This window comes from Streptomyces sp. NPDC096012 (assembly GCF_040426375.1).
Classification (GTDB): Bacteria; Actinomycetota; Actinomycetes; order Streptomycetales; family Streptomycetaceae; genus Streptomyces.
On sequence record NZ_JBEOTD010000036.1, the window covers coordinates 45,561 to 68,568 of the forward strand.

Annotated in this window: 23 protein-coding genes; 13 read left to right on the forward strand and 10 right to left on the reverse strand. The window is 72.8% G+C overall.

Annotated elements, in window-relative coordinates; genetic code table 11:
• Positions 1-80: 80 nt before the first annotated feature.
• Entirely contained in the window at positions 81-443 is a 363-nt protein-coding gene (locus ABVB68_RS28505) for an ArsR/SmtB family transcription factor (protein WP_353604031.1), read from the forward strand.
• 253 nt (positions 444-696) lie between these two features.
• Here ABVB68_RS28505 and ABVB68_RS28510 read toward each other — a convergent pair whose 3' ends face one another.
• From ABVB68_RS28510 to ABVB68_RS28530, 5 genes are all read right to left on the reverse strand, one after another.
• Positions 697-2,055, reverse strand: a complete 1,359-nt coding sequence (locus tag ABVB68_RS28510) for an FAD-dependent oxidoreductase (RefSeq protein WP_353604032.1) — start codon at positions 2,053-2,055, stop codon at positions 697-699.
• Positions 2,056-2,654: 599 nt separating this feature from the next.
• On the reverse strand, positions 2,655-3,335 hold the full coding sequence (locus ABVB68_RS28515; RefSeq protein WP_353604033.1) for a TetR/AcrR family transcriptional regulator: 681 nt from the start codon (positions 3,333-3,335) through the stop codon (positions 2,655-2,657).
• 290 nt (positions 3,336-3,625) lie between these two features.
• Positions 3,626-4,333, reverse strand: coding sequence for a phosphatase PAP2 family protein (locus ABVB68_RS28520; RefSeq protein WP_353604034.1), 708 nt, complete (start codon positions 4,331-4,333; stop codon positions 3,626-3,628).
• Between the two features lie 389 nt (positions 4,334-4,722).
• Positions 4,723-5,658, reverse strand: a complete 936-nt coding sequence (locus ABVB68_RS28525; protein WP_353604035.1) for a M56 family metallopeptidase — start codon at positions 5,656-5,658, stop codon at positions 4,723-4,725.
• Positions 5,659-5,754: 96 nt separating this feature from the next.
• Positions 5,755-6,405 carry a DUF5134 domain-containing protein gene (locus ABVB68_RS28530; protein WP_353604036.1) on the reverse strand — a complete coding sequence of 217 codons (651 nt, stop codon included), beginning with the start codon at positions 6,403-6,405 and terminating at the stop codon, positions 5,755-5,757.
• A 161-nt stretch (positions 6,406-6,566) separates the two neighbouring features.
• Between ABVB68_RS28530 and ABVB68_RS28535 the strand changes: the two genes are divergently transcribed.
• Both ABVB68_RS28535 and ABVB68_RS28540 read left to right on the forward strand, forming a co-directional pair.
• Complete coding sequence (locus tag ABVB68_RS28535; RefSeq protein ID WP_353604037.1) at positions 6,567-8,231, forward strand: FUSC family protein; 1,665 nt, start codon at positions 6,567-6,569, stop codon at positions 8,229-8,231.
• On the forward strand, positions 8,228-8,845 hold the full coding sequence (locus ABVB68_RS28540) for a MarR family winged helix-turn-helix transcriptional regulator (RefSeq protein WP_353604038.1): 618 nt from the start codon (positions 8,228-8,230) through the stop codon (positions 8,843-8,845). Before ABVB68_RS28535 ends, ABVB68_RS28540 begins: the two co-directional genes overlap by 4 nt.
• Positions 8,846-9,097: 252 nt before the next feature.
• Here the strand turns inward: ABVB68_RS28540 and ABVB68_RS28545 are convergent, their stop codons facing one another.
• Complete coding sequence (locus tag ABVB68_RS28545) at positions 9,098-9,490, reverse strand: VOC family protein (protein WP_353604039.1); 393 nt, start codon at positions 9,488-9,490, stop codon at positions 9,098-9,100.
• Positions 9,491-9,560: 70 nt separating this feature from the next.
• Here ABVB68_RS28545 and ABVB68_RS28550 point away from each other — a divergent pair, with 70 nt between their 5' ends.
• Complete coding sequence (locus tag ABVB68_RS28550; protein WP_353604040.1) at positions 9,561-10,100, forward strand: GNAT family N-acetyltransferase; 540 nt, start codon at positions 9,561-9,563, stop codon at positions 10,098-10,100.
• 27 nt (positions 10,101-10,127) lie between these two features.
• Here ABVB68_RS28550 and ABVB68_RS28555 read toward each other — a convergent pair whose 3' ends face one another.
• A complete protein-coding gene (locus ABVB68_RS28555; RefSeq protein WP_353604041.1) occupies positions 10,128-10,811 on the reverse strand; it encodes a glycerophosphodiester phosphodiesterase in 684 nt (227 codons plus the stop codon).
• A 401-nt stretch (positions 10,812-11,212) separates the two neighbouring features.
• Here ABVB68_RS28555 and ABVB68_RS28560 point away from each other — a divergent pair, with 401 nt between their 5' ends.
• From ABVB68_RS28560 to ABVB68_RS28575, 4 genes are all read left to right on the forward strand, one after another.
• A complete protein-coding gene (locus ABVB68_RS28560) occupies positions 11,213-12,610 on the forward strand; it encodes a DUF6421 family protein (protein ID WP_353604042.1) in 1,398 nt (465 codons plus the stop codon).
• 38 nt (positions 12,611-12,648) lie between these two features.
• Positions 12,649-13,398, forward strand: a complete 750-nt coding sequence (locus ABVB68_RS28565) for an SDR family NAD(P)-dependent oxidoreductase (RefSeq protein ID WP_353604043.1) — start codon at positions 12,649-12,651, stop codon at positions 13,396-13,398.
• Entirely contained in the window at positions 13,395-14,465 is a 1,071-nt protein-coding gene (locus tag ABVB68_RS28570) for a threonine aldolase family protein (RefSeq protein ID WP_353604044.1), read from the forward strand. Before ABVB68_RS28565 ends, ABVB68_RS28570 begins: the two co-directional genes overlap by 4 nt.
• Before the next feature lie 73 nt (positions 14,466-14,538).
• On the forward strand, positions 14,539-15,129 hold the full coding sequence (locus ABVB68_RS28575; protein ID WP_353604045.1) for a transglutaminase-like domain-containing protein: 591 nt from the start codon (positions 14,539-14,541) through the stop codon (positions 15,127-15,129).
• A 190-nt stretch (positions 15,130-15,319) separates the two neighbouring features.
• Here the strand turns inward: ABVB68_RS28575 and ABVB68_RS28580 are convergent, their stop codons facing one another.
• A complete protein-coding gene (locus ABVB68_RS28580; RefSeq protein ID WP_353604046.1) occupies positions 15,320-16,048 on the reverse strand; it encodes a lysophospholipid acyltransferase family protein in 729 nt (242 codons plus the stop codon).
• A 340-nt stretch (positions 16,049-16,388) separates the two neighbouring features.
• Here ABVB68_RS28580 and ABVB68_RS28585 point away from each other — a divergent pair, with 340 nt between their 5' ends.
• The 5 genes from ABVB68_RS28585 to ABVB68_RS28605 all read left to right on the forward strand — a co-directional run bounded on the left by ABVB68_RS28585 (position 16,389) and on the right by ABVB68_RS28605 (position 21,032).
• Positions 16,389-16,739 carry a TlpA family protein disulfide reductase gene (locus ABVB68_RS28585; RefSeq protein ID WP_353604047.1) on the forward strand — a complete coding sequence of 117 codons (351 nt, stop codon included), beginning with the start codon at positions 16,389-16,391 and terminating at the stop codon, positions 16,737-16,739.
• 208 nt (positions 16,740-16,947) lie between these two features.
• Positions 16,948-17,457, forward strand: coding sequence for a flavin reductase family protein (locus ABVB68_RS28590; protein ID WP_353604048.1), 510 nt, complete (start codon positions 16,948-16,950; stop codon positions 17,455-17,457).
• A gap of 217 nt (positions 17,458-17,674) precedes the next feature.
• A complete protein-coding gene (locus ABVB68_RS28595; RefSeq protein WP_353604049.1) occupies positions 17,675-18,460 on the forward strand; it encodes an electron transfer flavoprotein subunit beta/FixA family protein in 786 nt (261 codons plus the stop codon).
• 53 nt (positions 18,461-18,513) lie between these two features.
• Positions 18,514-19,476, forward strand: coding sequence for an electron transfer flavoprotein subunit alpha/FixB family protein (locus ABVB68_RS28600; RefSeq protein ID WP_353604050.1), 963 nt, complete (start codon positions 18,514-18,516; stop codon positions 19,474-19,476).
• A 257-nt stretch (positions 19,477-19,733) separates the two neighbouring features.
• Entirely contained in the window at positions 19,734-21,032 is a 1,299-nt protein-coding gene (locus ABVB68_RS28605) for a DUF6986 family protein (protein ID WP_353604051.1), read from the forward strand.
• Between the two features lie 71 nt (positions 21,033-21,103).
• On the opposite strand, the gene ABVB68_RS28610 is transcribed toward ABVB68_RS28605, so the two are convergent.
• Both ABVB68_RS28610 and ABVB68_RS28615 read right to left on the reverse strand, forming a co-directional pair.
• Complete coding sequence (locus tag ABVB68_RS28610; protein WP_353604052.1) at positions 21,104-21,868, reverse strand: hypothetical protein; 765 nt, start codon at positions 21,866-21,868, stop codon at positions 21,104-21,106.
• A 7-nt stretch (positions 21,869-21,875) separates the two neighbouring features.
• A complete protein-coding gene (locus ABVB68_RS28615; protein ID WP_353604053.1) occupies positions 21,876-22,925 on the reverse strand; it encodes a LacI family DNA-binding transcriptional regulator in 1,050 nt (349 codons plus the stop codon).
• Positions 22,926-23,008: the final 83 nt, after the last annotated feature.

The window sequence follows — 23,008 nt, forward strand, 5'->3', positions numbered from 1 at the left end:
CGTAGTACGAGACATGTCAAACTACGACGGCTCTCGTACAATGCTCGTAGCGAGGAATTCCGCGACGAAGGGCGACCGCCGTGACCGACACCGCCACCACCGGCCGTGCGCTGCCGCACCCGGAGCGGGAGGAGATCCGGCTGGAGGCCGTGCTGCACGCGCTCTCCGACCCGATGCGGCTGCACATCGTCAGCGAACTCGCCGCGCCGCGCGCCGAGTTGTCCTGCTCGGACTTCGACCTCCCGGTGACCAAGTCCACCACCACGCACCACTTCCGGGTGCTGCGCGAGAGCGGCGTCATCCGTCAGATCTACCGGGGTACGGCGAAGATGAACGCCCTGCGGCGGGACGATCTGGACGGGCTCTTCCCGGGACTTCTCGACAGCCTCCTCGCCGCCGCCGCCCGCCAGTCCCTCCGGCTCGGTGACCGGCCCCGAACCTGAACCGGCCTTCCCCGCAAGGTGGTTGAACAGCAGGTTCGGCACGATCGCGGACCGGCACCCCGCGCTGATGCCACCACGGTCTGGAACCAGTCGCGGGACTTCCCGTAGACCGTGGCCCCGCCCATCGGAAGCAGGCCGATCGCCGCGTGCCGGTCACCAGTGGTGGGAAGAGGCGCAGGAGCCTGCCGGAGAGCGGCACGAGCAGGATGACGGCCGGCACGCCCGGAGAACCCGCTCCGGCCGGGCCCGGCCGTTACGACGTCCGCGCCGCACCGAGCAGCGTGTCCCAGTCCGCCAGCTTGACCACGCTCCGGCCCAGGTCCGCCCCCAGCGCGGCCTCGGCCCGTTCGATGGACAGCCAGCCGCTCCAGGGAACCGGGTCGATACCGCCGGCCCGCAGGGCGGCCACCGGATCCTCCGGTACGTCCGCGCGGGCGAGCGTGGCGGCGTCGGCGAGCAGCGAGAGCGCCGTCTCCTTGGCGCAGGGCCGGTTGGTGCCGATGACGCCCGTCGGACCGCGTTTGATCCACCCGGCGACATACTCGCCCGGGGAGGGGACGCCGTCGCGTACGACCCGCCCCGCCACGTGCGGCACCGTGCCGGTGGCCGCGTCGAACGGCAGCCCGTCCAGCGGGACTCCGCGATAGCCGACCGACCGCAGCACCAGCTGGGCGGGCACGTCCTCGAAGCGGCCCGTGCCCGTCACACCGCCGTGCCCGTCCGGCGCCGTCCGCTCGAAGCGCACGGCGCCCACCCGCTCGCCTCCCGGCTCCAGAGCCGATCCGGGAGCCGGGAGCAGAGCGACGGGCCGCAGGAAGAACCGCAGACCGATCCGCCGTCCGGCCGGCGCCCGGGGCGGCACCGCCCAGCCGCGCAGCACCTCCACGTTGCGGCGCTGCGCGGCCGGCAGCGTGGCAGGATCCACCGGATCCAACGCCAGGTCCGCGGGATCCACGGTCACGTCGATGCCGGGCAGGCCGCCCAGCTCGCGCAGCTCCTTCGTGGTGAAGCGGGCCTGCGCCGGTCCGCGCCGGCCCACCATGTGGACCTCGTTGATCCCGCTCGCCGTCAGCGTGTCCAGGGCCGCCTGCGGGATGTCGGTGGAGCGCAGCTCGGCGGCGCCCCGGACCAGCATCCGGGTGACGTCCACCGCGACGTTGCCCACCCCGATGACCACCGCGGAACGCACCCCGCGCAGGAAGCCGGTGTCCGCCGCGTCCGGATGCGCGCTGTACCAGGACACGAACTCGGTCGCCGACCAGCTGCCCGGCAACTCCTCACCCGGGACACCGAGCCGGCGGTCGCTCGCCGCGCCCACGCAGTACACCACCGCGTGGTACAGCTCGCGCAGCCGCTCCACCGGCAGACCGCCGGGGCCGCCGACGCGCACCCCGCCGAGGAACCTCACCCGCTCGTGCTCCAGCACCGTCCGCAGGCTGACCTGCAGGGACTTGATCTTCTCGTGGTCCGGGGCGACACCGTAGCGGACCAGCCCGTACGGGCACGGCAGCCGGTCGAGGACGTCGACGTGCACCTCGGGGTCCGACTGGACGAGGCTCTGGGCGGTATAGCACCCGCTCGGCCCGGAACCGATCACGGCGACTCGCAGCACGGTGGTACTCCTTGCCCGAAGGAGGGTCGGGTGCGGACCTCTCCAGCATGTCACCGCCCGGCGCAAGAGGGCAGGGGCCGACGGGGTGACGCCGAGGGGCGCCCCGCCGCCCGGAGTGTGATCATGCGATCGCGCCATGGGCCCGGCCACCGGCCGCCCCGGCACGGACCGTCGCTCCGTATGGACCGTCGCTCCGCACGGAGTGCGGGTGGTGCGGCGCCTGGCGCTCGGATCGCGGTGACGCCTTGTGCCGGGGCCTCTGCCGGACCCTCCCTTCGCCCGGAGTGCGAGGGCGCGGTCGCGTCGCGGGGCGGCCCCGACCTGGCCTTCGAGGTGCGCGCCCGACCTACTCGTCCGGGTGGCGCGGGCTGGACCTACTCGTCTGGGAGGTGCGGGCCGGACCTACTCGTCCGGGTGGCGCGGGCTGGACCTACTCGTCCGGGTGGCGCGGGCTGGACCTACTCGTCTGGGGAGGTGCGGGCCGGACCTACTCGTCCGGGTGGCGGGGGCCGGTCCCACTCGTCTGGGAGGCGTCGGCCGGACCTACTCGTCTGGGGGGTACGGGCCGGAGCTACCCGCCCCGGAAGTGCCGACCGGACCTACTCCTCAGGGAGGTGCGGGCGTTCCTCCGTCGCGAAGAACCGGGAGAGATCCCCGACCCGCCCTCGCGCAGCCGCCTGCGGATCGTTCTCCGGGGGTACGCCCAGCCCCCAGTCCAGGCCGTAGCGCTGGAACAGTGAGGCCCGCAGCGCCGGGACGGGCATCGGCGCGCCGGGTACCAGCGCCGCGTACACCGCGCCCATCAGCGAGGCGCGGAGCAGGGGATAGTCGGTCGAGACGTCGGGGGAGCCGTAGCGGGCGACGGTGTCGCCGAGCAGATCCGACAGCCGCCGCTGCTCCGGACACTGCACGAAGCCCTCGCCGTTGAGCAGCCCCGCCATGTGCTGGCGCATGAGGACCGGATGGTCCCGGGCGAGACCCAGGATCGCATCGATGGCCCGGGCCAGCCGCTCCCTGCCGTCCTCCGTGAACGGCTCGCGCTCCAGCGCCTCTTCGAGCGTGCGGTGCATCAGCCGGTGCACGGCGGACTGCACCAACTGGCGCTTGCCGGGGAAGTAGTACGACACCAGTCCGCGTGCGGAACCGGCGCGATCCGCGATGTCACCCAAGGTCGTGGCCTCGAACCCGCGTTCGCCGACCAGCTCCACCGCGGCCTGGAGAAGCCGTTCCCGGGAACGCCGCCGCAACTCTTCATTGACCGAGGCGCTGCGCGGGGACATCCTGTAACTCCTGCGTTGACTGGCTGCCAGCCAACTATACTCAACGCGGAAGGCACCGCCATGCGTGGAGCCTGCTGGGAGCTGCCGTCCGTCTGAGGCGACGCGGGGGATCGTCTCAGACGGACGGCGCGGGACCAGCGATGTGCAGGGTGCCTTGGCCGGGGCCCCGGGCAGGGACGCCCGGTCCGCGCCTCGGCGAGTCATCTCCCCACGGCTGACAGCATCTTCGGCACGGCCGGCAGATCGTCGACGCTGCCGGCAGATCGTCGACGTTGCCGGGACAAGTCCCTCTACTCGGGGCGGTCTTCGGGCGACTCCGCGCGGCGGTGCCGTGGCCACTCGTACACCACCACGGCCAGTGCCGCCGACAGCGCCCCGAGCAGCCAGCCGCCGACCACGTCCGAGGGCCAGTGCACGCCCAGCCACACCCGGGTCACGCCCACCCCGACCACCGAGACCAGCGCCGCCGCCACGGCCGTACGCCACAGGGCGCGGCTCACGCCGAGGCGGTGCAGGAGCCACAGCAACAGGCCGCAGACCAAGGTGGCGGTCATGGCGTGGCCGGACGGGAAGGCCGCGTAGTGGGCGGAGTCGACGGGATCCCTCCAGACCGGGCGCGGCCGGTCGACGGCGGCCTTCACCGACTGCTGCAGGATCGCCGCCAGAGCGCAGGTGACCGCCAGCCACACCGCCGTCCACCAGGCCGCCCGCCGCCACACCAGCCACACCGCCGCCGCCGCGCAGAGAAGGCGCATGGTCAGCGGGTCCCAGACCCAGTCCGTCAGCACCCGGAAGGCTCGCGTGACCCCGCGGTCACCGACCGCCCAGCGGTGGGTGGTGCGGGAGATGGCGCCGTCCACGGCGAACAGCGGGTGCCAGCGGACGGCGACGAGGACCAGCAGCAGGGCCGCACAGACACCGAGGACGCCGGCCACGAGGGACGCGGTGCGCGGCGGGTGCGGGCGGGGCGGCGACGGTACGACGGGCGGATGGGGCATGCCGCGATCTTCGCCGACCGGACGGCCGCGAGGCCAGCGGGCGGGGCGGCGAATGCGGGCGCGGGGATACGGACGAGCAAGGTCGGTGGATCGGCGAGGGGTGCGACACCCGTCCCCGCACGGCCCCACGGCCGAGCCCCCCGGAATCAGCCCGTCGCGCCGCCCACACCGCCCGAGGAACCCGCGCAACCGCCCCGCGCGCCGCCCGAGGAGCCCCCGGAATCGCCCCGCCGGGGAAGTCCCCTGCGTCCGCGCAACCGCCCCGCCGGTGAGGTCCCCAGCGCTCGTGCAACGGCCCCGTCCGGGAGGCCCGCGCACCCGCCCCGCCCTGGAGGCCGCGCACCCGCCCCGCGGGAGCCCCGCGCAGCCGGGCCCTTTTCGGTCGCCGGTCAGCCCAGCGTGCGCAGGGCGGGGAGCAGGGTCACCAGTACCGGCACCACGGGTACCAGCGCGGCGGCCGCCGTCAGGCGCAGCCGGCGCAGTGCGGGCAGCCGGTCCGGTGGGGTCAGCAGCCGGTGCACCCGTTGCGGCACATGCGCCTGCGGGGTGGGGCAGGGCCCGAACACGCCCCGCTCCTCGTTGAGTTCGACCAGCGCCAGGGCCGTCGTCAACCGGCCGAAGCGCCGGGAGGCCATGTCGTCCGCGGCCAGCTCCACCAGCCGGTGCATCTCGTCGCGGAACGCGGCGAACACCGGGACCTGCGGGAACCCGCCCGCCAGCGCGCCTGAGCAGTGCAGCAGCCAGTCGTGCCGTGCCAGCGCGTGTCCCTGCTCGTGGGCGAGCAGGGCATCCAGCTGACGGCCTTTCAGGCGGCGCAGCGCGGCGGTGGTGATGACCAGCCGGGGTGCCGTACCCGGCAGCCACCAGGCGTCGGGGCGCTCGCCCTCCAGCACCACGAGCCGGCCGCTCGCCGGCTCCTCGCCGGGCAACAGTGGGGCGCGCACCAGCAGTTCGGCCCGCCGCTCGCGCCGCCGCGTCCGGGCCCGTACGACCTCGCGCACGAGCATCGCGAGGCTCCACAGGCCGCCCGAGGCGAGCAGTGCGGCGGTCGTCGCGGCCCACGGTCCGGCGGCGCCGAGGGCGTACGCGTCCACGACCGCCCGGGGCGCCGGGGCGAACACGTGACCGCGCACCGCCTGCCAGGCCGCCGCGGCGCTGAGTGTCATCGACAGGGCGCAGCACAGCAGTACGGCCGCCACGACGCACTGCCACAGCCAGAGGGCGACGACCGGCTCACGATCCGGCCAGTCGGTCCGGGCGAGCAACCGCGGGGCGATGACGGCGGTCAGGGCGCCGAGCAGCAACAGGGTCACGGGGACCATCATGGGCAGCACCCTATGAGCGTGAAGCCGCTCAGGGGTACGGTCCGCGGCACGGAAGTGACGCAGGCAACGCGGGTGCGCGCCGCGGCATCCGGGGTCTCACATCGACAGCAGCATCGCCACCATGCCGATCCCCATCGACAGCCGGCACGCCCGTGCCAACTCGGGGCGGTCGCCCCACCGGGCGGCCGCCGCGCCGCCGGGGGAGACCCCGCCGCCGGGGGAGATCGTGCCGCCGGGGGAGACCGCGCCGGCCGCGGTGGCGCCGGCGGGTACCAGCCGGGCGCCGGAGAGCAGGATGTACCCCGCGAAGTACAGCAGGAGTGCGCCGGTCAGCACGGGCACCCCGGAGCCGCCCTGGGCATAGTGCGGGCCGCTCGCCACGGGCACCCCGGAGCCGCCGTGGGCGTGGTGCGCGGCGGGCGGTGCCAGGGCCATCGCCACCGACATGTAGATCATGGCCGCCGTGCCCACCAGGTGGTGCAGATGATGCGGGCTGCTGCGTGCGGCCCACAGCGCGCGCAGCGCCGCGGCGCCGAACACCGCCGCGTACACCGGCCATGCCCAGTCCGGTGGGGTGAACGCCGCCGCCGGTACGGCCATCACGGCCATACCGAAGCCCATCAGGGCCTCGCCGCCCGCGGCCCGGCGCTGCTCCTCCACACCGCTGCGCATGCGCAGCACGCAGTAGGCCCCGGTCGCCGCGCACAGGGCCACCAGCAGCCAGGCCGCCGACACCGGTCCGTGCATGCGCACCTCCCCGTCCGACCATCGGTCGTGGGGGTGATGCCCGGGGCGGACGGAGCGTACGCGAGCGCAAGGGAGTACGGGGGGAGCACTCGGCGGAGCACGGCCGGTGAGCGGGGCCGCCGCATAATGTTTACGAGTAAAACACATGTTAAATTAAATGCATGAGCAGTGCGACCCCCCACCGTCTTCCCCTCGCCGGCGTGCTCCGCCTGGGGCGGCCCTCCGACATCTGGTTCAAGCCCGCACTGAGCGTGGTCGCCGCGGTCGCCCCGCCGAACCTGATCCTGCTGGCCCTCGGCCGTCTCGACCTCGCCATGTACACCATGGCCGGCTCGCTGTGCGCCCTCTACGGCCACAACCGGCCCTACGCCGCCCGCGCCCGGACCCTGGCCCGGGTGGTGCTCGGCATGGTCGGCGGCCTCGCCCTGTCCCTGCTCGCGGCGTCGCTCACGTCCGACGCCGTCGTCCTCGTCACGGTCGGCGCGCTCATGGCGGCCGTCCAGAAGACCGCGTGCGACGCCACCCGCGTCGGACCGCCCGGGAACGTCGTCCTGACGTTCATCAGCTCGGCCTCACTGTTCGCGCCGCAGACCCTCGGCCAGGTACCCGGACACGTCGGGCTGGCCCTGGCGGCCGGCTCCTGGGCCTGGCTGGTCGGCATGGCCCCCGGACTGATACGCCCGAACGGACCCGAACGGCGCGCCACCGCCCAGGCCCTGGACGCCGCCGCGGTGTACGCCGGCACGCACGGCACCGAAGGCGGACACGCCCGAGCCCGGGCCGCGAGCGCCGCGGCCGTCCACGCCGCCTGGCAGTCGCTGCTCGCCGGCGGCGGCCGCCCCGACCCCACCCGGCGCGCCCTCGAACAGCTCCTCGTCCGTGCCGAGGTCGCCCTCGCCGCCCCCGCCGACACCGACCCCGCACCACTGCGCGCCTGGGCCCGCGCACTGCGCGGCACCGGCCCGATCCCGCGCGTCGCGCCCCCGCGCGACGACGCCGGCGAACTCCTCGGCGTCGACGCCGAACTCGCCGTACCGCGGCGGCCGTTGCGGCAGCGTCTCGCCCCGTTCGCGCCGCTCGCCGCACGCACCGCCATCGGCTGCGCGCTGGCCGGCTACGCGTCCCTCGCACTCGGCGTCGGCCGCCCCTACTGGGCCCTGGTCACCGCCGCCTCCCTCTACCAGGCCAACGTCGCCCTCACCTGGAGCCGGGGCGTCCAGCGCGTCGTCGGCAATCTCCTCGGGGTCCTCCTGTTCGCCGCCCTCGTCCCGCTGGCGCACCTCCATCCGGCCGTCCTGGTCGTGTGCTGCGCCGCACTCAACTTCGGCGCCGAGGCGCTGATCGGCCGCAACTACTGGCTCGGCAGCGTCTGCGTCACCCCGATGGCGCTGCTCGTCACCGAGTTCGCCCACACCCAGGACCCGGCACGGCTGATCACCGAGCGCCTGGCGGACACCGTCGTCGGCGCGCTGGTCGGCTTCGTCGCCGCCGTCGCCGTCACCAACCGCCGTGCGGGCGACCGCCTGGAACAGGCGCTGGCCACGGCGGAACGCGCCCGCGAGACCGCCGCCGGGCTCCTCGCCGAGCCCTCGCCGGCGCTGCCCGCCCTCGGGTCCGCCCGCCGCCGGCTCGCGGCCGCCCTGGTCGACCTGCGCGCCACCGCCGACGCCGCCTGGGGCGAGTGGTGGCAGCGTGCCCTGCCCGAGGAGCGGGTCGTGCTCACCGAACAGGCCGGACACCGTACGCTCGCCGCGACGGTACGTCGGCAGGGCCTCGTACCCCAGGACCACGATCCCGGCAGGACGACGGAGGACATACGGCCATGACGGCGACGAACGGCGAGCCGGTGCCCGGGAGCGATGCGGCCGGTGTGCCGCCGGAGGCCGGGGCGGCCGGGGCGCGACCGCCGCACGCACCCCTCGGGGCCGGCGCCGCCCGGAGCGACACGGTCGCCGCCGTCGTCGGCCAGTGGCAGGCCGTGCACCCGGAACTGGACACGGGCCCCATGGAGGTGATCGGCCGGATCAACCGCTGCGCCGCCCTTCTGCAGCAGGCCGAGGACGCCCCGCTGCGCCGCGCCGGCCTCAGCCGCGCCGAGTTCGACCTGCTCGGCGCGCTGCGCCGCACCGGCCACGAACTGACCCCGGGCGAACTCGCCCGGGAGACCTTCTCCTCCGGGGCCGCCGTCACCAAGCGCCTCAAACAGCTGACCGGACGCGGACTCGTCGAGCGGCGCGGTGACGCCCGCGACCGCCGCGTGGCCCATCTCCGCCTCACCGACGCCGGCCGCGACCTGGTCGACGGCATCCTTCCCGAGCAACTCGCCTACGAGACGGCGGTACTGTCCGTGCTCGCCCCCGGACGTCAGAGCGAACTGGCGGGACTGCTGGGCGAGTTGCTGAGCCGCCTGGAAGGGCGGATGGACGCGCTGCGGGCCTAGAGGACCTGTCTGGCAAATCGCGTCTGCCGCGCGACGCCCTGCACACACTCTCGCCGCACCGGCCCCGGACCCGGGTACGTCCCGTACGAGCGCCTGAGGCCGGCACGCCGAGAGCACGCACCTGATGCCGCGCGGCCGCCCTTCGGGCCACGACGCGAATGGTCAGACAGGACCTGGCGGCCGCGGCGGACGTCGGGCGCCCTCCCGGCCGCCGCCGGGCCGCCGCCGGTCCGGTCTCCCCGCCGGGCCCGCCTAGATTCCGGGCCGGTAGCGCAGCGGATGGTCCGCCGGTACCTCGACCAGCACGATCCGGGTGCCGTCCGGGTCGGCGATCCACATCTCGAGCAGGCCCCACGGCTCCCGGACCGGCGGACGGACGATGCCGACGCCCTTGGACCGCAGCTCCTCGTGCGCCGCCGACACGTCCGGGACCTGCATCCAGAGCGCCGTGCTGGGCGTGGCCGGGATCTCGGAGCGTCCGGACACCTCGAGGAATCCGCCGCCGAGGAAGTAGACCGTCCCGCGCTCGGGGCCCGTGCCGAACTCGCGGTAGACGGCCAGTCCCAGCTGCTCGCCGTAGAAGGCGCGGGAACGTTCGGGGTCGGTGGGCCGCAGAAGTGTGCGGCCGCTGAGTACATGCACCATGCAGGCGGAGCCTAGTGGCGGGGATACCCTCGTCCGAGGTTCTGCCACGCCCGAGATCGGAGACCGCCCCATGGACACCGCCGCCACCGGACTCACCTTCCGCGACGCCACCGACGCGGACGTCGACGTGCTGGTTGCGCTGATCGAGTCGGCGTACCGCGGGGACGCCAGCCGGGCCGGGTGGACCACCGAGGCGGACATCCTCCAGGGGCAGCGGACCGACCCCGAGGGCGTGCTGGAGGTGATCAAGTCGTCCGACAGCCGGCTGCTGACCGTCGAGCAGGGCGGCCGGACGGTCGCCTGCTGCCAGCTCGAACACCGTGGTGAGCACGTGTACTTCGGCATGTTCGCGGTCAGCCCCGAGCTGCAGGGCGCGGGCCTCGGCAAGGCCGTCCTGGCGGAGGCCGAACGGTACTCGCGCGACGTCTGGGGCGTCAGCGAGATGCACATGACGGTGATCTCGGTGCGCGAGGACCTGATCGCCTGGTACGAGCGCCGCGGTTACCGCCGTACGGGAAAGATGTCCCCGTTCCCGTACGGCGATGAGCGCTTCGGTGTCCCCCAGCGCGCCGACCTGCAGTTCGAGCTGCTGGTCAAGTCGCTGGTGTGACGTCCGCGCGGGCGATCGGGCGCCGGGTCACGCGGTGAACCGGCCCGTGCGCTTGATCTCCGGATAGTCGGTCGTCGCGCCGTCCAGCTCCAGCGCGCGGACCAGCCGCAGATGCTCCTGCGTGTTGACCACCCAGCCGATGATCCGCAGACCGGAGGCGCGCGCCCGCTCGACGACCTCCAGGGTGAGCCGGCGGATGTCGAGGCAGAGGGTCGGGGCGCCCACGGCGAGGGCGCGGTCCACGACGTCGGTGCCGTACCGGCTCGCGACCAGCGCGGTCCGCACGCCCGGCACCAGCCGGGAGATCTCGGCGATGGCGTCGTCGTGGAACGACGACACCTCCACGCGTCCGACCAGGTCCCGCCGGTGCATCACCTCGGCCAGCGCCTTGGCCGCCGCGACATCCTTGATCTCGGCCTGCAGCGGCGAGCTGACCGCGTCCAGCACCTCCTCGAACACCGGCACGCGCTCTCCACGGCCGGCGTCCAGGGCGCGCAGCTCCGCGAGGGTCTTCTCGGCGATCGGGCCGGAGCCGTCGGTCGTCCGGTCCACCTCCGCGTCATGCATGACGACCAGGGTGCCGTCCTTGCTCAGGTGCAGATCGAGTTCGATCAGGTCGAGGCCGGCGTGCTGCGCGGCGACGAAGGAACGAAGGGTGTTCTCGGGCTCGACACCCATGACCCCGCGGTGACCGATGGTAAGGAAGTTCAAGGTTCGACTCGCTTCCGTCGACGGCGGCTCGGCACGCGCGTGACGGGCGGACGCCGTCGTCCGCGCGGGCAGAATCGCAGCCTAATGGCCGGGGCCCGCGATGAACCCGCATGTGCGCGGGTGATCGGGGCGCGTGGCGGGCGCCGACTGGCCGGTATCCGTTCTCGCCGTCACCCGGCTGTGGGCGATTCCCCACACCGTTGACTGTCCGGTCTGACCACATCACTACGACTCTGTCCTCGATCAGAGAAAGTGAAAGTGATCGTCGTCACGGTTTGTGGCAGGAAAAACATCCGTGACAGCGGGGCTGGGCAGAATAATTTCCGGAGCTGCCTCTTGCTGGGAGAAACGGGGTATGCATACGGTGTCCATACGCGAGGTTCTCCCGTGGAGGATGGGACATGACGGAAATTCTTGTGCAGGCCGGTGCGGAGGAGCAGGTTTCTCCGCTGATCAGGGTGGTTGAGCACCCGGCTTGGCCCGTGCTCAAGAATGCCGTGGAGCAGATCCGGCCATGGCAGTCCAAGGACGGATCGATCGACTTCGAGGCCGAAGGCGCCCCGCGGCGGGCCGACGCCGTGGCGGCCGTCGAGCGTGTCGCCGGCGCGGTCGAGCAGCTCGCCGAGCTGCTCCCGCACGACGCCGCCTACCACCAGGCCCTCGTGCGGGACCTGCGCCGCTGGTCGGAGGGCGGCTTCGCGGTCCCGGACTTCCTGGACTCCCTGCTGGCCTTCCAGCCCGCCGCGAACCGCGCGGACGGACTGCAGCACCTGGTCGTCTTCCCGATGTACACGCAGAACGGCAACCCGGACCGCAATCTGGAGGCGGTCGTGCTGCGCATGGTCTGGCCGGACTGGCTGGCCGAACTGGAGCGCACCCGCTACGACAACCCGCTGTTCTGCGGCATCGCCTTCGAGGACTTCACCTCGGGCTACGACACCAACTCGGCCGTGCTCTTCCCGGAGACCATCGCCGTACGCGAGGCGCCGGAACGTTTCTCCTGGGGTGGCATCTTCTGCGACCGCGAGGCCGCCCGCTTCCGCCGGGTCACCGACGCCGCCGTCGGCATCCTGGGGCTCGACCTGCCCGAGGACATCGCCGCCATGGTCCACGACCAGAAGCGCTCCGAAGAGGCCTTCGTGCTCTGGGACATGGTCCACGACCGCACCCACAGCCACGGCGACCTGCCCTTCGACCCGTTCATGATCAAGCAGCGCCAGCCGTTCTGGATGTACGGCCTGGAGGAGCTGCGCTGCGACCTCACCGCCTTCAAGGAGGCCGTGAAGCTCCAGGCGGACGGCGTCCCGCAGGCCCGTGACGTGCAGTACGCGGTGCTCTTCGACCGGATGTTCCGCTTCCCGGTCACCGGCGACCGCAACCGCAACTACGACGGCCTCGGCGGCCAGCTGCTCTTCGCCTACCTGCACAAGCACGACGTCGTCCGCTGGACCGACAACAAGCTCTCCATCGACTGGGAGCGCGCGCCCCACGTCACCAACCAGCTGTGCGCCGAGATCGAGAAGCTCTACAAGGACGGCATCGACCGCCCGAAGCTGGTGCACTGGTTCGCGGGCTACGAACTGGTCGCCACCTACCTCGCCCCGCACCCCGGCTCGAAGTGGGCCAAGGGCCCGGACGCCCTGGACCTGACCCTGCCGCCGCGCAAACTCGTGGACGACGTGCTTCCGGACGAGTTTCCGCTCAGCATGTTCTATGAGGCGCTGTCCAAGAAGCTGAAGAACGTGATCGCCTCGACCAAGGGCATCACGGCGGACGGCGCCGAGCGGCTCGCCGCGTGAGCGACCGCGTCCGGAACACGGGTCAAGAGGGGAAGAGCATGGTGGGGAACGGGTCTCTCAGTGGTGCGGTGATCGCGGTGGCGGGCGCGGGCGGACCCGCCGGGCACGCGACGCTGGTCCGGCTCGCCGAGGCGGGCGCGGTCGTCGTCGGGGCGGACAACAACCCCCAGCGCCTGGCCGAGGCCGTGGACGCGGCGCGCTACGCCGGCGGCGGCGCCACGGTCACCGGTGAGACGGTCGACCTGCTCGATCTGCAGTCGACCCGGGACTGGGCCGAGCGCATCGAGAAGGACCACGGCCGCATCGACGGCCTGGTCCACCTCGTCGGCGGCTGGCGTGGCAGCGCGAACTTCGCCGCGACCGACCTCGCCGACTGGGACCTGCTGGAGAAGCTGCTGGTCCGCACCGTCCAGCACACCTCCCTGGCCTTCTTCGACGGCCTGCAGCGCAGCGACCGCGGCCGGTACGTGCTCACCAGCGCCGCTGGCGCCTCGAAGCCGACGGCCGGGAACGCGGCGTACTCCGCGGCCAAGGCCGCGGCCGAGGCCTGGACGCTGGCGATGGCCGACGGCTTCCGCAAGGCCGGGGGCGAGGCCGGCCCGCGCTCGGCGGCTGCCATCCTGGTGGTGAAGGCGCTGGTGCACGACGCGATGCGCGCCGAACGCCCCAACGCGAAGTTCGCGGGCTTCACGGACGTCAAGGACCTGGCCGAGGCCATCGAGGACGTCTGGAGCAAGCCCGCCGCCGAAGTGAACGGAAACCGTCTGTGGCTGACCGAGAAGCCGTGAACCCTCCCAGGACCGATGCGCGTCGCCATCACGACCCGCAGGTCCGCGGTTTCGCCAGCGACAACTACGCCGGCGCCCACCCCGAGGTGCTGGCCGCCCTGGCCCTGGCCAACGGCGGCCACCAGGTGGCGTACGGCGAGGACGACTACACCGGGAACCTCCAGCGGATCGTCCGCGGCCACTTCGGGTCCACCGCCGAGGCCTTCCCGGTCTTCAACGGCACCGGCGCGAACGTCGTCGCGCTCCAGGCGGTCACCGACCGCTGGGGCGCGGTGATCTGCGCCGAGAGCGCGCACATCAACGTCGACGAGGGCGGCGCGCCCGAGCGCATGGCGGGCCTGAAGCTGCTGACCGTGCCCACGCCCGACGGCAAGCTCACGCCCGAGCTGATCGACCGGCAGGCCTGGGGCTGGGAGGACGAGCACCGCGCGATGCCGCAGGTCGTCTCGATCACCCAGAGCACGGAGCTGGGCACGCTCTACACGCCCGAGGAGATCCGGGCGATCTGCGAGCACGCTCACGCCCACGGCATGAAGGTGCACCTGGACGGCTCCCGGATAGCCAACGCCGCCGCCTCCCTGGACGTGCCGATGCGCACGTTCACCAACGCGGTCGGTGTCGACATCCTCTCGCTCGGCGGCACCAAGAACGGCGCGGTGTTCGGCGAGGCCGTCGTGGTGATCAACCAGGACGCGGTGCGGCAGATGAAGCACATCCGCAAGATGTCGATGCAGCTGGCGTCCAAGATGCGTTTCGTGTCGGTGCAGTTGGAGGCCCTGCTCGCCAAGGACCTGTGGCTGCGCAACGCCCGGCACGCCAACGGGATGGCCCAGCGGCTGGCCGAGGGCGTCCGCGCGGTGCACGGCGTGGAGATCCTCTACCCGGTGCAGGCCAACGGCGTCTTCGCCAAGCTCCCGCACGAGGTGGGCGAGCGGCTGCAGAAGCGGTTCCGCTTCTACTTCTGGGACGAGGCCGCCGGAGTGGTGCGCTGGATGTGCTCCTTCGACACCACGGAGGAGGACGTCGACGCGTTCGTGGCGGCGCTCAAGGAGGAGATGGCGCACTAGGCACCCTGCATAGATATGCGATCGCCCGGAATTTCATTGACCGCCGGGTGATCGCATACCTATGCTCGCCGGCATGGAGCTGATCCAGATCAACCCCGACCTGTCCGCCTACCTGGCCGCGGACGAGGTCATCGACCATCATCATCCCGTGGTCCGCGAAACGGCCGCGCGGCTGGCCGCAGGGGCCGCCGACTCGTATGAGTATGCGCGAGCGGCCTATGAATTCGTGCGCGACGCCATTCCGCACTCCCAGGACTCCGGAGACCTCCGGGTCACCTGGCGCGCCTCCGACGTGCTGTCGCGGCGCACCGGTGTCTGCTACGCCAAGTCCCATGCGCTGGCCGCCCTGTTGCGGGCCGAGGACATCCCGGCCGGCCTCTGCTACCAGCGCCTCGCCGACGGCGAGGGCGGTCACGAGATCCACGGTCTGGTCGCCGTCCGCTTCAACGGCGCCTGGCACCGGCAGGACGCCCGCGGCAACGCGCCGGGCCTGGACGCGCGGTTCTCCCTGAACGGCGAGCGGCTGGCCTGGGTCCCCGACCCGGACATCGGCGAGCTGGACTATCCGGAGCTGTACGCCGAACCGCACCCCGCCGTGCTCGCCGTCCTGCGGGCCGCCCCCGACCGGCCGTACCTGTCGAGGACGCTTCCGGGCACACTCTGACCGCGGGGCACCGGCCACGCCCGAAGGCGACACTCCCGGCCGCGTCCGCGCGGCTCGCCGGAACCGAGTGCGCACCGGCGCGACCACGCCGTGCGGCGCCGAACCGCCGGGATCAGCGCGCTTCGGTGGCGTGCGGCTGTTCCGCCGGGACCAGCGGGCTCTTCGGTCGCGTGCGGCTGTTCCGCCGGGGCTAGCGCGCTTCGGCCGCGCGCAGCTGCTCCGCCGTCGGGGCCGTTCCGCCGAGGTGGGCCGGCAGCCACCAGGTGTCCTCCGCCCCCTTGGGGCGGCCGGGGTAGGCGCGCTGTGCGGCCTCCAGCAGCTCCTGGACCCGCTCGCGCAGCCGACGGGTGATGGCACCGGCGTACTGGTCGCGGGGTGCCTCGACCGCCTCGCCGACGCGAATGGTGACGGGCAGGTGGCTGCGCTTGAAGTTACGGGGGTGGCCCTTGGTCCACAGCCGCTGCGTGCCCCACACCGCCATGGGGATCAGCGGGACGCCGGCCTCCTGGGCCAGGCGGGCCGCGCCGGACTTGAAGCCCTTCAGTGTGAAGGACTGTGAGATGGTGGCCTCCGGGAACACCCCGATGACCTCGCCGGAGCGCAGCGAGTCCAGCGCGTGGGCGTAGGCCGCCTCGCCCTGCTTGCGGTCCACCGGGATGTGCTTCATGCCACGCATCAGCGGGCCCGAGATCTTGTGGCGGAAGACGGCTTCCTTCGCCATGAAGCGCACCAGCCGCTTCTGCGGCAGGGCGGCCAGACCGTTGAAGACGAAGTCCAGATAGCTGATGTGATTACTCACCAGCACGGCGCCGCCCGAGCGCGGGATGTTCTCCGACCCCTGGCAGTCGATCTTCAGGTCCCAGACCTTGAACAGCGACTTCGCGAAACCGACGACGGGGCGGTAGACCAGGTCTGCCATGGGCGGGGTGGGCCCTTTCTGCTCTGCTCGGGTAAGGGGCTCCCGGCGGAAAAGTTACGCAGCCGTAGGTTTACGGCGTATCGCAGATCGTGCCCGAAGAACGGACGGGTAGCCAGTCCTGGTGCCCCGCGGCGGCGAGATCCTCGTCACGTCGGCCCACACTCCGTCCCGGACCGCGAAGTGCCGCCAGGTCCGCGTGGGACGGGCGGTGCCGCAGGTGCGGGGGACACGGTGCCGGAAGGCGGCGCGAGGGTGGGGCGGGCGACGCGGAGAGGCCGGGAGGGGGAATCTCCGGGGTGTCGGGGATGCTTGTGGTGAAGGACGACCGGACAGGCGGCGGGTGCGCGGCGAAGGAGAGTGGCGGGTGCGCGGGCGGGACGACGGCAGGCGGTTGGGGGCGGCCGAACTGGGCGGCGAACGCGGCGAGCGGGCCACCCTCGTCCAGTTCTCCAGCGCGTTCTGCGCGCCCTGCCGGGCCACCCGGCGCATCCTCGGCGAGGTCGCCGCGATGGTGCCCGGTGTGACCCACGTCGAGATCGACGCCGAGGCCCGGCTGGACCTCGTACGCGAACTGCGGGTCGTCAGGACTCCGACCGTCCTGGTCCTGGACGCCGAGGGCCGGGAGGTGCGGCGCGCCACGGGGCAGCCCCGCAAGGCCGACGTCATCGCGGCGCTGGGGGAGGCGGTGTGAGGGGCCCTCAGGACGCCCTGCGGGAGCCTCGCGGTCCCGGACCTTACTTGACTGTGCGCACCACCTATCGTCAGTCTGACCCGATGCCGATCGAACTCCTTTTCCACGGACGGGTTCACGTCGACCTGCTCCGCACCGCGAGCGCGCGCTGTCCGGGCTGTTGAGTACCGACGACCCCGTTTGTGACCTCCGGCAGAAGGACCACTCCATGAGGGCCACGCCCGATCTCGGCACCGCCCGGCTCGCCGCCCCCGACCTGTTGCGCTCCACCTTCCGCCGGCACGCCGCCGGTGTCGCGGTCGTCACCGCCCGCGGTGACTCGGGCCCGGTCGGCTTCACCGCCACCTCCCTCACCTCCGTCTCGGTGGAGCCACCGCTGGTGTCCTTCGGTATCGGTGTGGGTGCTTCCAGCTGGCCCGCCGTCGCCCGGACCGAGCACGTCGGCATCCACATACTCGGCGAGCACCAGAGCGAGCTCGCCGCCACCTTCGCCCGCAGCGGCGCCGACCGCTTCGGCGCGCCCACCGCCTGGCGCGAGGGCCCGGAAGGCGTACCGGTGCTCGACGACGTGCTCGCCTGGCTGGTGTGCCGCATCGTCGGGCGGGTCCCTGCCGGTGATCACCGCATCGTGCTCGCCGAGGTCGTGCTCGGCGACCCCTCGGGCACCGGCCGTCCCCTTCTCTACCACCAGGGTCGCTTCAACGGCCTGCGGGATTGATCACGCCCGCCGCACCTGCGCCGCCGTCGAGTTCCGGTTACGCTGCGTTGCGAAGGTCACAGTTCAAAGCGCTTGCTTAGCGGGCAGGAACTGGGTGTACTGACGAGTAATATTTCGGTCGGAGCGCGCGGACGCCCCGATCGGGATCGGCCGCTTCAGGCGCCTATGCTGCCTGCAAGAGGCAGCCCGGAAATGACGATGCAGTAGGAGAGCCGGCGTGAGCTTGAGGATCGTTGTCACTGTGAAGTACGTGCCCGACGCCACCGGCGACCGGCACTTCGCCGATGACCTGACCGTCGACCGCGACGACGTCGACGGTCTGCTCTCCGAGCTGGACGAGTACGCGGTCGAGCAGGCGCTGCAGATCTCGGAGAACTCCGACGACGCCGAGGTCACCGTCCTGACCATCGGCCCCGAGGACGCCAAGGACGCGCTCCGCAAGGCCCTGTCGATGGGTGCCGACAAGGCCATCCACATCGAGGACGACGATCTGCACGGCACCGACGCCATCGGCACCTCCCTGGTGCTGGCCAAGGCCATCGAGAAGGCCGGTTACGACCTGGTGATCTCCGGCATGGCCTCCACCGACGGCACCATGGGCGTCGTGCCCGCGCTGGTCGCCGAGCGCCTGGGCGTCCCGCAGGTCACCCTGCTGTCCGAGGTCTCCGTCGAGGACGGCACGGTCAAGGGCCGCCGCGACGGCGACGCCGCCTCCGAGCAGCTGGAGGCGCAGCTCCCGGCGGTCGTCTCGGTCACCGACCAGTCGGGCGAGGCCCGCTACCCGTCCTTCAAGGGCATCATGGCGGCCAAGAAGAAGCCGGTGGAGTCCTGGGACCTGTCCGACCTGGACATCGAGGCCGAGGAGGTCGGTCTCGACGGCGCGTTCACCAAGGTCGAGACCGCGACCGAGCGCCCGGCCCGCACGGCCGGCACCATCGTCAAGGACGAGGGCGAGGGCGGCAAGCAGCTCGCTGAGTTCCTCGCGGGCCAGAAGTTCATCTAAGGGCCCGCGCCCGCCGACCGCCCCTCAACTTCGTTACGCAGGAGAGCAATCCCATGGCTGAAGTCCTCGTCTACGTCGATCACGTGGACGGTGCCGTCCGCAAGCCCACCCTGGAGCTGCTGACCCTGGCCCGCCGGGTCGGCGAGCCCGTCGCCGTCGCGCTGGGCAACGGCGCCGCCGACACCGCCGCCACGCTCGCGGAGCACGGCGCGGTGAAGGTCCTCACCCACGACGCGTCCGAGTACGCCGAGTACCTGGTCGTGCCGAAGGTGGACGCGCTGCAGGCCGCCGTCGAGGCCGTCTCCCCGGCCGCCGTGCTGGTCCCCTCCTCCGCGGAGGGCAAGGAGATCGCCGCCCGCCTGGCGCTGCGCATCGGCTCCGGCATCATCACCGACGCCGTCGACATCGAGGCCGGCGACGAGGGCCCGGTGGCCACCCAGTCGGTGTTCGCCGCGTCCTTCACCACCAAGTCCCGCGTCGTCAAGGGCACCCCGGTCATCACGGTCAAGCCGAACTCGGCCGCCGTCGAGGCCGCCCCGGCCGCCGGTGCCGTCGAGGCCCTGTCGGTGTCCTTCTCGGACAAGGCCACCGGCACCAAGGTCACCGGCCGCACCCCGCGTGAGTCGACGGGCCGCCCGGAGCTGACCGAGGCCGCGATCGTGGTCTCCGGCGGCCGTGGCGTCAACGGCGCCGAGAACTTCGCGATCATCGAGGCGCTCGCCGACTCCCTCGGCGCGGCCGTCGGCGCCTCGCGCGCCGCGGTGGACGCCGGCTGGTACCCGCACACCAACCAGGTCGGCCAGACCGGCAAGTCGGTCTCGCCGCAGCTCTACATCGCCAACGGCATCTCCGGCGCGATCCAGCACCGCGCCGGTATGCAGACCTCCAAGACGATCGTGGCCGTCAACAAGGACGCCGAGGCCCCGATCTTCGAGCTGGTCGACTTCGGCGTGGTCGGCGACCTCTTCGACGTCGTCCCGCAGCTGACCGACGAGGTCAAGGCCCGCAAGGGCTGAACCCCTGACGGGCTGAGCCTCCCAGGGCACCTCAGAGGCCCCGGTGACCGCACGCGGTCCCCGGGGCCTCGGTGCATCCTGGTGACGAGTCCGGCGAGTCCAGGGAGTCCGGCGGGTTCGGCGGCCCTCGGCGGCCCTCGGCGGGTGCGAGGGGTGCCGACCACGGTCCGGACGGGGTGTTGACCAGCGAGAACCACGCAGATAACTTCGTTCTACGGATTGTTGATTCCGTACAGCGGAAAACTGGAGGGTGTGGGATGGGTCAGCAGGAGAAGGTGGCAACGAGCCTCGCGGGTACCGTCAGCGAGGGGATCAGCGCCTCCCTCGCACCGGTCGACGCGGAGCTGGAGCGCCGCTACCCCGGGGACCCCGGCACCCGCCAGCCCGTCCACACCGTCTACGTCCCCGGTGACGCCTTCGCCGCCGACACCCTGCGCTCCTGGGGCGACCGGGCCCTGGCCGCCCTCGACGAGCACGCCCCCGACGCGGCCTCCTTCGCGGCCGTCCTCGGCCTCTCCGCCGACCTCGCGGAGCCGGTGTACTCCCGCGTCCGCGCCAAGCTGGAGCGCGAGCCCGTCGAGGACTTGCGCGTCGACTTCGAGGACGGCTACGGCCCCCGCCCCGACACCGAGGAGGACGAGACGGCGGCCCGCGCCGCCCGCCTGATCGCCGAGGCGTACCGGAACGGCACCGCGGCGCCGTACATGGGCATCCGGATGAAGTGCATGGAGGCCGCGGTACGCGACCGGGGCATCCGCACCCTCGACGTCTTCCTGACCGGCCTGATGGCGGCCGGCGGCCTGCCGGAGGGCCTGGTCCTCACCCTGCCCAAGGTGACCTACCCCGAGCAGGTGAGCGCCTTCGTGCGGCTGCTGGAGGCCTTCGAGAAGGAGCACGGCCTGGACGCCGGCCGGCTCGGCTTCGAGATCCAGATCGAGACCAGCCAGTCCATCCTCGCCACCGACGGCACCGCCGCCGTCGCCCGCATGATCCAGGCCGCGGAGGGCCGGGCCACGGGCCTGCACTACGGCACCTTCGACTACAGCGCCTGCCTCGGCGTCTCCGCCGCCTACCAGGCCGGCGACCACCCGGCCGCCGACCACGCCAAGGCGATCATGCAGGTCGCCGCGGCGGGCACCGGCGTCCGCGTCTCGGACGGCTCGACGAACGTCCTCCCGGTCGGCCCGACCGAGAAGGTCCACGACGCCTGGCGCCTGCACTACGGCCTCACCCGCCGCGCCCTGGCCCGCGCCTACTACCAGGGCTGGGACATGCACCCCGGCCACATCCCCACCCGCTACGCGGCCGTCTTCGCCTTCTACCGCGAGGGCTTCGAGCAGGCCGCCGGCCGCCTCTCCCGCTACGCCAACCACGCCGGCGGCGACGTCATGGACGAGCCCGCCACGGCCAAGGCCCTCAGCGGGTACCTGCTGCGCGGCCTGGACTGCGGCGCCCTCGACATCGCCGAGGTCGCCCGCCTCACCGGCCTGACCCGCGCCGACCTCGAAGGCTTCGCGGCACCGCGGCGCGGCGACCTGACCGCGTCCGCGAAGTAGCCGGCCCGGCTCCGCCGCCCCTCCCGCGGACGCCACCCGTCGACAGGGCGGACCTACCAGGGGCGGGGCGGCTACCCGGCCTGCCCGGCCGCCGGACCGGCGCCGTACGGCTCGAGCCCGGACCGCGTGACCCACCCGTGCGCCGCGAACAGCCGTGTCCCGTGGGCGCACCGGCGGGCGTCACCGCGTGCGCGGGCGCTGAACTCCTCCGGTGTCACCCCGAACAGCCTCCGCAACTCAGCGGACCGGGCGAGGAGTTCGGTGAGGAGCGCGCGCTGGCCGGGATGGCGGCGCGGTCCACCGCTGCCGTCGCGCAGCACCCCGTGCCGGTTGACGTACGAGTACACCCCCGGCAGGGCCCGGCCGTCGGCCAGTTCGACCCGGACGTCCGGCGCGGGCAGCCACAGCCGCCGGAAGTTCCCGTCGGGCAGTGGTGCGCCCTCGCTGGCGTCCATCACGTCCAGCTGGCGGCGGTCGAGCCAGATGACGAACAACTCCCGGGCGCCGAACTGGGACTTGACCGGTGAGGCGGACACATAACCCATGCGGCTGACGTGCGCCGAGACGCCGACCTCGACCCCGGACACCCGTGCCCGCACCATGGGGATGACGCCGGGGACCCCGAACTCGGCCATCTTGTGCCGCAGTTGCCCCGGAGAGGCGTTGGAGCCGACGGCCAGCACCGGCCTGCGGTCGGCGTGCACCAGGCGCTCCAGCGGCAGCATCCGGTCGCCGTCCAGCAGTCCGGTGCCGGCCGGCCAGGTGCCGGGGTAGGCCAGCGGATGGTCGCGGGCCGCCTCGGCGAGGCCGAGTTCCTCCAGGGTGCGGCCGGCCATACGCGGCTCAGTCGGCCGGCGGCAGCTCACCCGAGCCGCGCGTGATCAGACGGGTCGGCAGCTCGATGCGCTCCGGCGCCACGAGGCCGCCGTCGAGCTGCCTGAAGAGACGTTCGGCCGCCGTCCGGCCGAGGGCCGCCGCGTCCTGCGCGACGACGGTGACACCCGGCTGGAGCAGATCGGCCAGCTCGATGTCGTCGAACCCGACGAGGGAGACCCGGCGGGACTGCTCGGCGAGGACCCGGATCACGGTCACCGTCACCCGGTTGTTGCCGGTGAAGATCGCGGTGACCGGATCGGGGCCGCCGAGCATCTCCCGCGCCGCCCGGCGCACCCGCTCGGGACTGGTCGTCCCGAGGGACATCCAGCGCTCCTCGATCGGTATCCCCGCGTCCTCCATGGCCGTCCGGTAGCCCCGCAGCCGCTCGGCCGCGGTGTGGATGCGCGGCATGTCGCCGATGAAACCGATCCGCCGGTGCCCGTGCCCGATCAGATGGGCGACCCCGTCGCGGGCACCGCCGAAGTTGTCGGACAGCACCACGTCGGCGTCGATCCGGCCGGCCGGCCGGTCCACGAACACGGTCGCCACGCCCGCCCGGATCTCGGGCTCCAGGTAGCGGTGGTCGTCCCCGGCCGGGATCACCACCAGACCGTCCACCCGCCGCGCGCACAGGGCCAGCGCCAGCTCCTGCTCGCGCTCGGGGTCCTCCGCGCTGGAGCCGTTGATCAGCAGGGCGCCGTGCGCGCGGGCCACCTCCTCCACCGCGCGGCTCAGCGGACCGTAGAAGGGGTCCGCCAGATCCTCCAGGACCAGTCCGATGCTCGCCGTACGGCCCTTGCGCAGCACGCGGGCGCTGTCGTTGCGGCGGAAGCCGAGTGCGTCGATCGCCTCCCGCACGCGCCGCTCGGTGTCCGGGGTGACGCCGGACTCGCCGTTGACCACGCGGGACACCGTCTTCAGGCCGACCCCGGCCCGTGCGGCCACGTCCTTCATCGTCGGACGGGTGCCGTAGCGGGTCCCGGTGTGACCGTCTGCGCGGCGGGTGGTCTCGGGCACGATGCGCTGTCCTGTCCTGTCGTCCGTGTGCTCCCATGGGGGGTGGTGTGGGGCGATCCATGGGCTTGTATGAGGATGTGGCG

Bases quoted from the DNA above. Each gene is read 5' to 3' on its own strand.
- ABVB68_RS28515 (WP_353604033.1), bottom strand. From the start codon at position 3,335: ATGTCCCCGCGCAGCGCCTCGGTCAATGAAGAGTTGCGGCGGCGTTCC.
- ABVB68_RS28535 (WP_353604037.1), top strand. From the start codon at position 6,567: ATGAGCAGTGCGACCCCCCACCGTCTTCCCCTCGCCGGCGTGCTCCGC.
- ABVB68_RS28610 (WP_353604052.1), bottom strand. From the start codon at position 21,868: ATGGCCGGCCGCACCCTGGAGGAACTCGGCCTCGCCGAGGCGGCCCGC.
- ABVB68_RS28560 (WP_353604042.1), top strand. From the start codon at position 11,213: ATGACGGAAATTCTTGTGCAGGCCGGTGCGGAGGAGCAGGTTTCTCCG.
- ABVB68_RS28600 (WP_353604050.1), top strand. From the start codon at position 18,514: ATGGCTGAAGTCCTCGTCTACGTCGATCACGTGGACGGTGCCGTCCGC.
- ABVB68_RS28580 (WP_353604046.1), bottom strand. From the start codon at position 16,048: ATGGCAGACCTGGTCTACCGCCCCGTCGTCGGTTTCGCGAAGTCGCTG.
- ABVB68_RS28575 (WP_353604045.1), top strand. From the start codon at position 14,539: ATGGAGCTGATCCAGATCAACCCCGACCTGTCCGCCTACCTGGCCGCG.
- ABVB68_RS28590 (WP_353604048.1), top strand. From the start codon at position 16,948: ATGAGGGCCACGCCCGATCTCGGCACCGCCCGGCTCGCCGCCCCCGAC.
- ABVB68_RS28565 (WP_353604043.1), top strand. From the start codon at position 12,649: ATGGTGGGGAACGGGTCTCTCAGTGGTGCGGTGATCGCGGTGGCGGGC.
- ABVB68_RS28545 (WP_353604039.1), bottom strand. From the start codon at position 9,490: ATGGTGCATGTACTCAGCGGCCGCACACTTCTGCGGCCCACCGACCCC.
- ABVB68_RS28550 (WP_353604040.1), top strand. From the start codon at position 9,561: ATGGACACCGCCGCCACCGGACTCACCTTCCGCGACGCCACCGACGCG.
- ABVB68_RS28520 (WP_353604034.1), bottom strand. From the start codon at position 4,333: ATGCCCCATCCGCCCGTCGTACCGTCGCCGCCCCGCCCGCACCCGCCG.
- ABVB68_RS28540 (WP_353604038.1), top strand. From the start codon at position 8,228: ATGACGGCGACGAACGGCGAGCCGGTGCCCGGGAGCGATGCGGCCGGT.
- ABVB68_RS28525 (WP_353604035.1), bottom strand. From the start codon at position 5,658: ATGATGGTCCCCGTGACCCTGTTGCTGCTCGGCGCCCTGACCGCCGTC.
- ABVB68_RS28605 (WP_353604051.1), top strand. From the start codon at position 19,734: ATGGGTCAGCAGGAGAAGGTGGCAACGAGCCTCGCGGGTACCGTCAGC.
- ABVB68_RS28530 (WP_353604036.1), bottom strand. From the start codon at position 6,405: ATGCACGGACCGGTGTCGGCGGCCTGGCTGCTGGTGGCCCTGTGCGCG.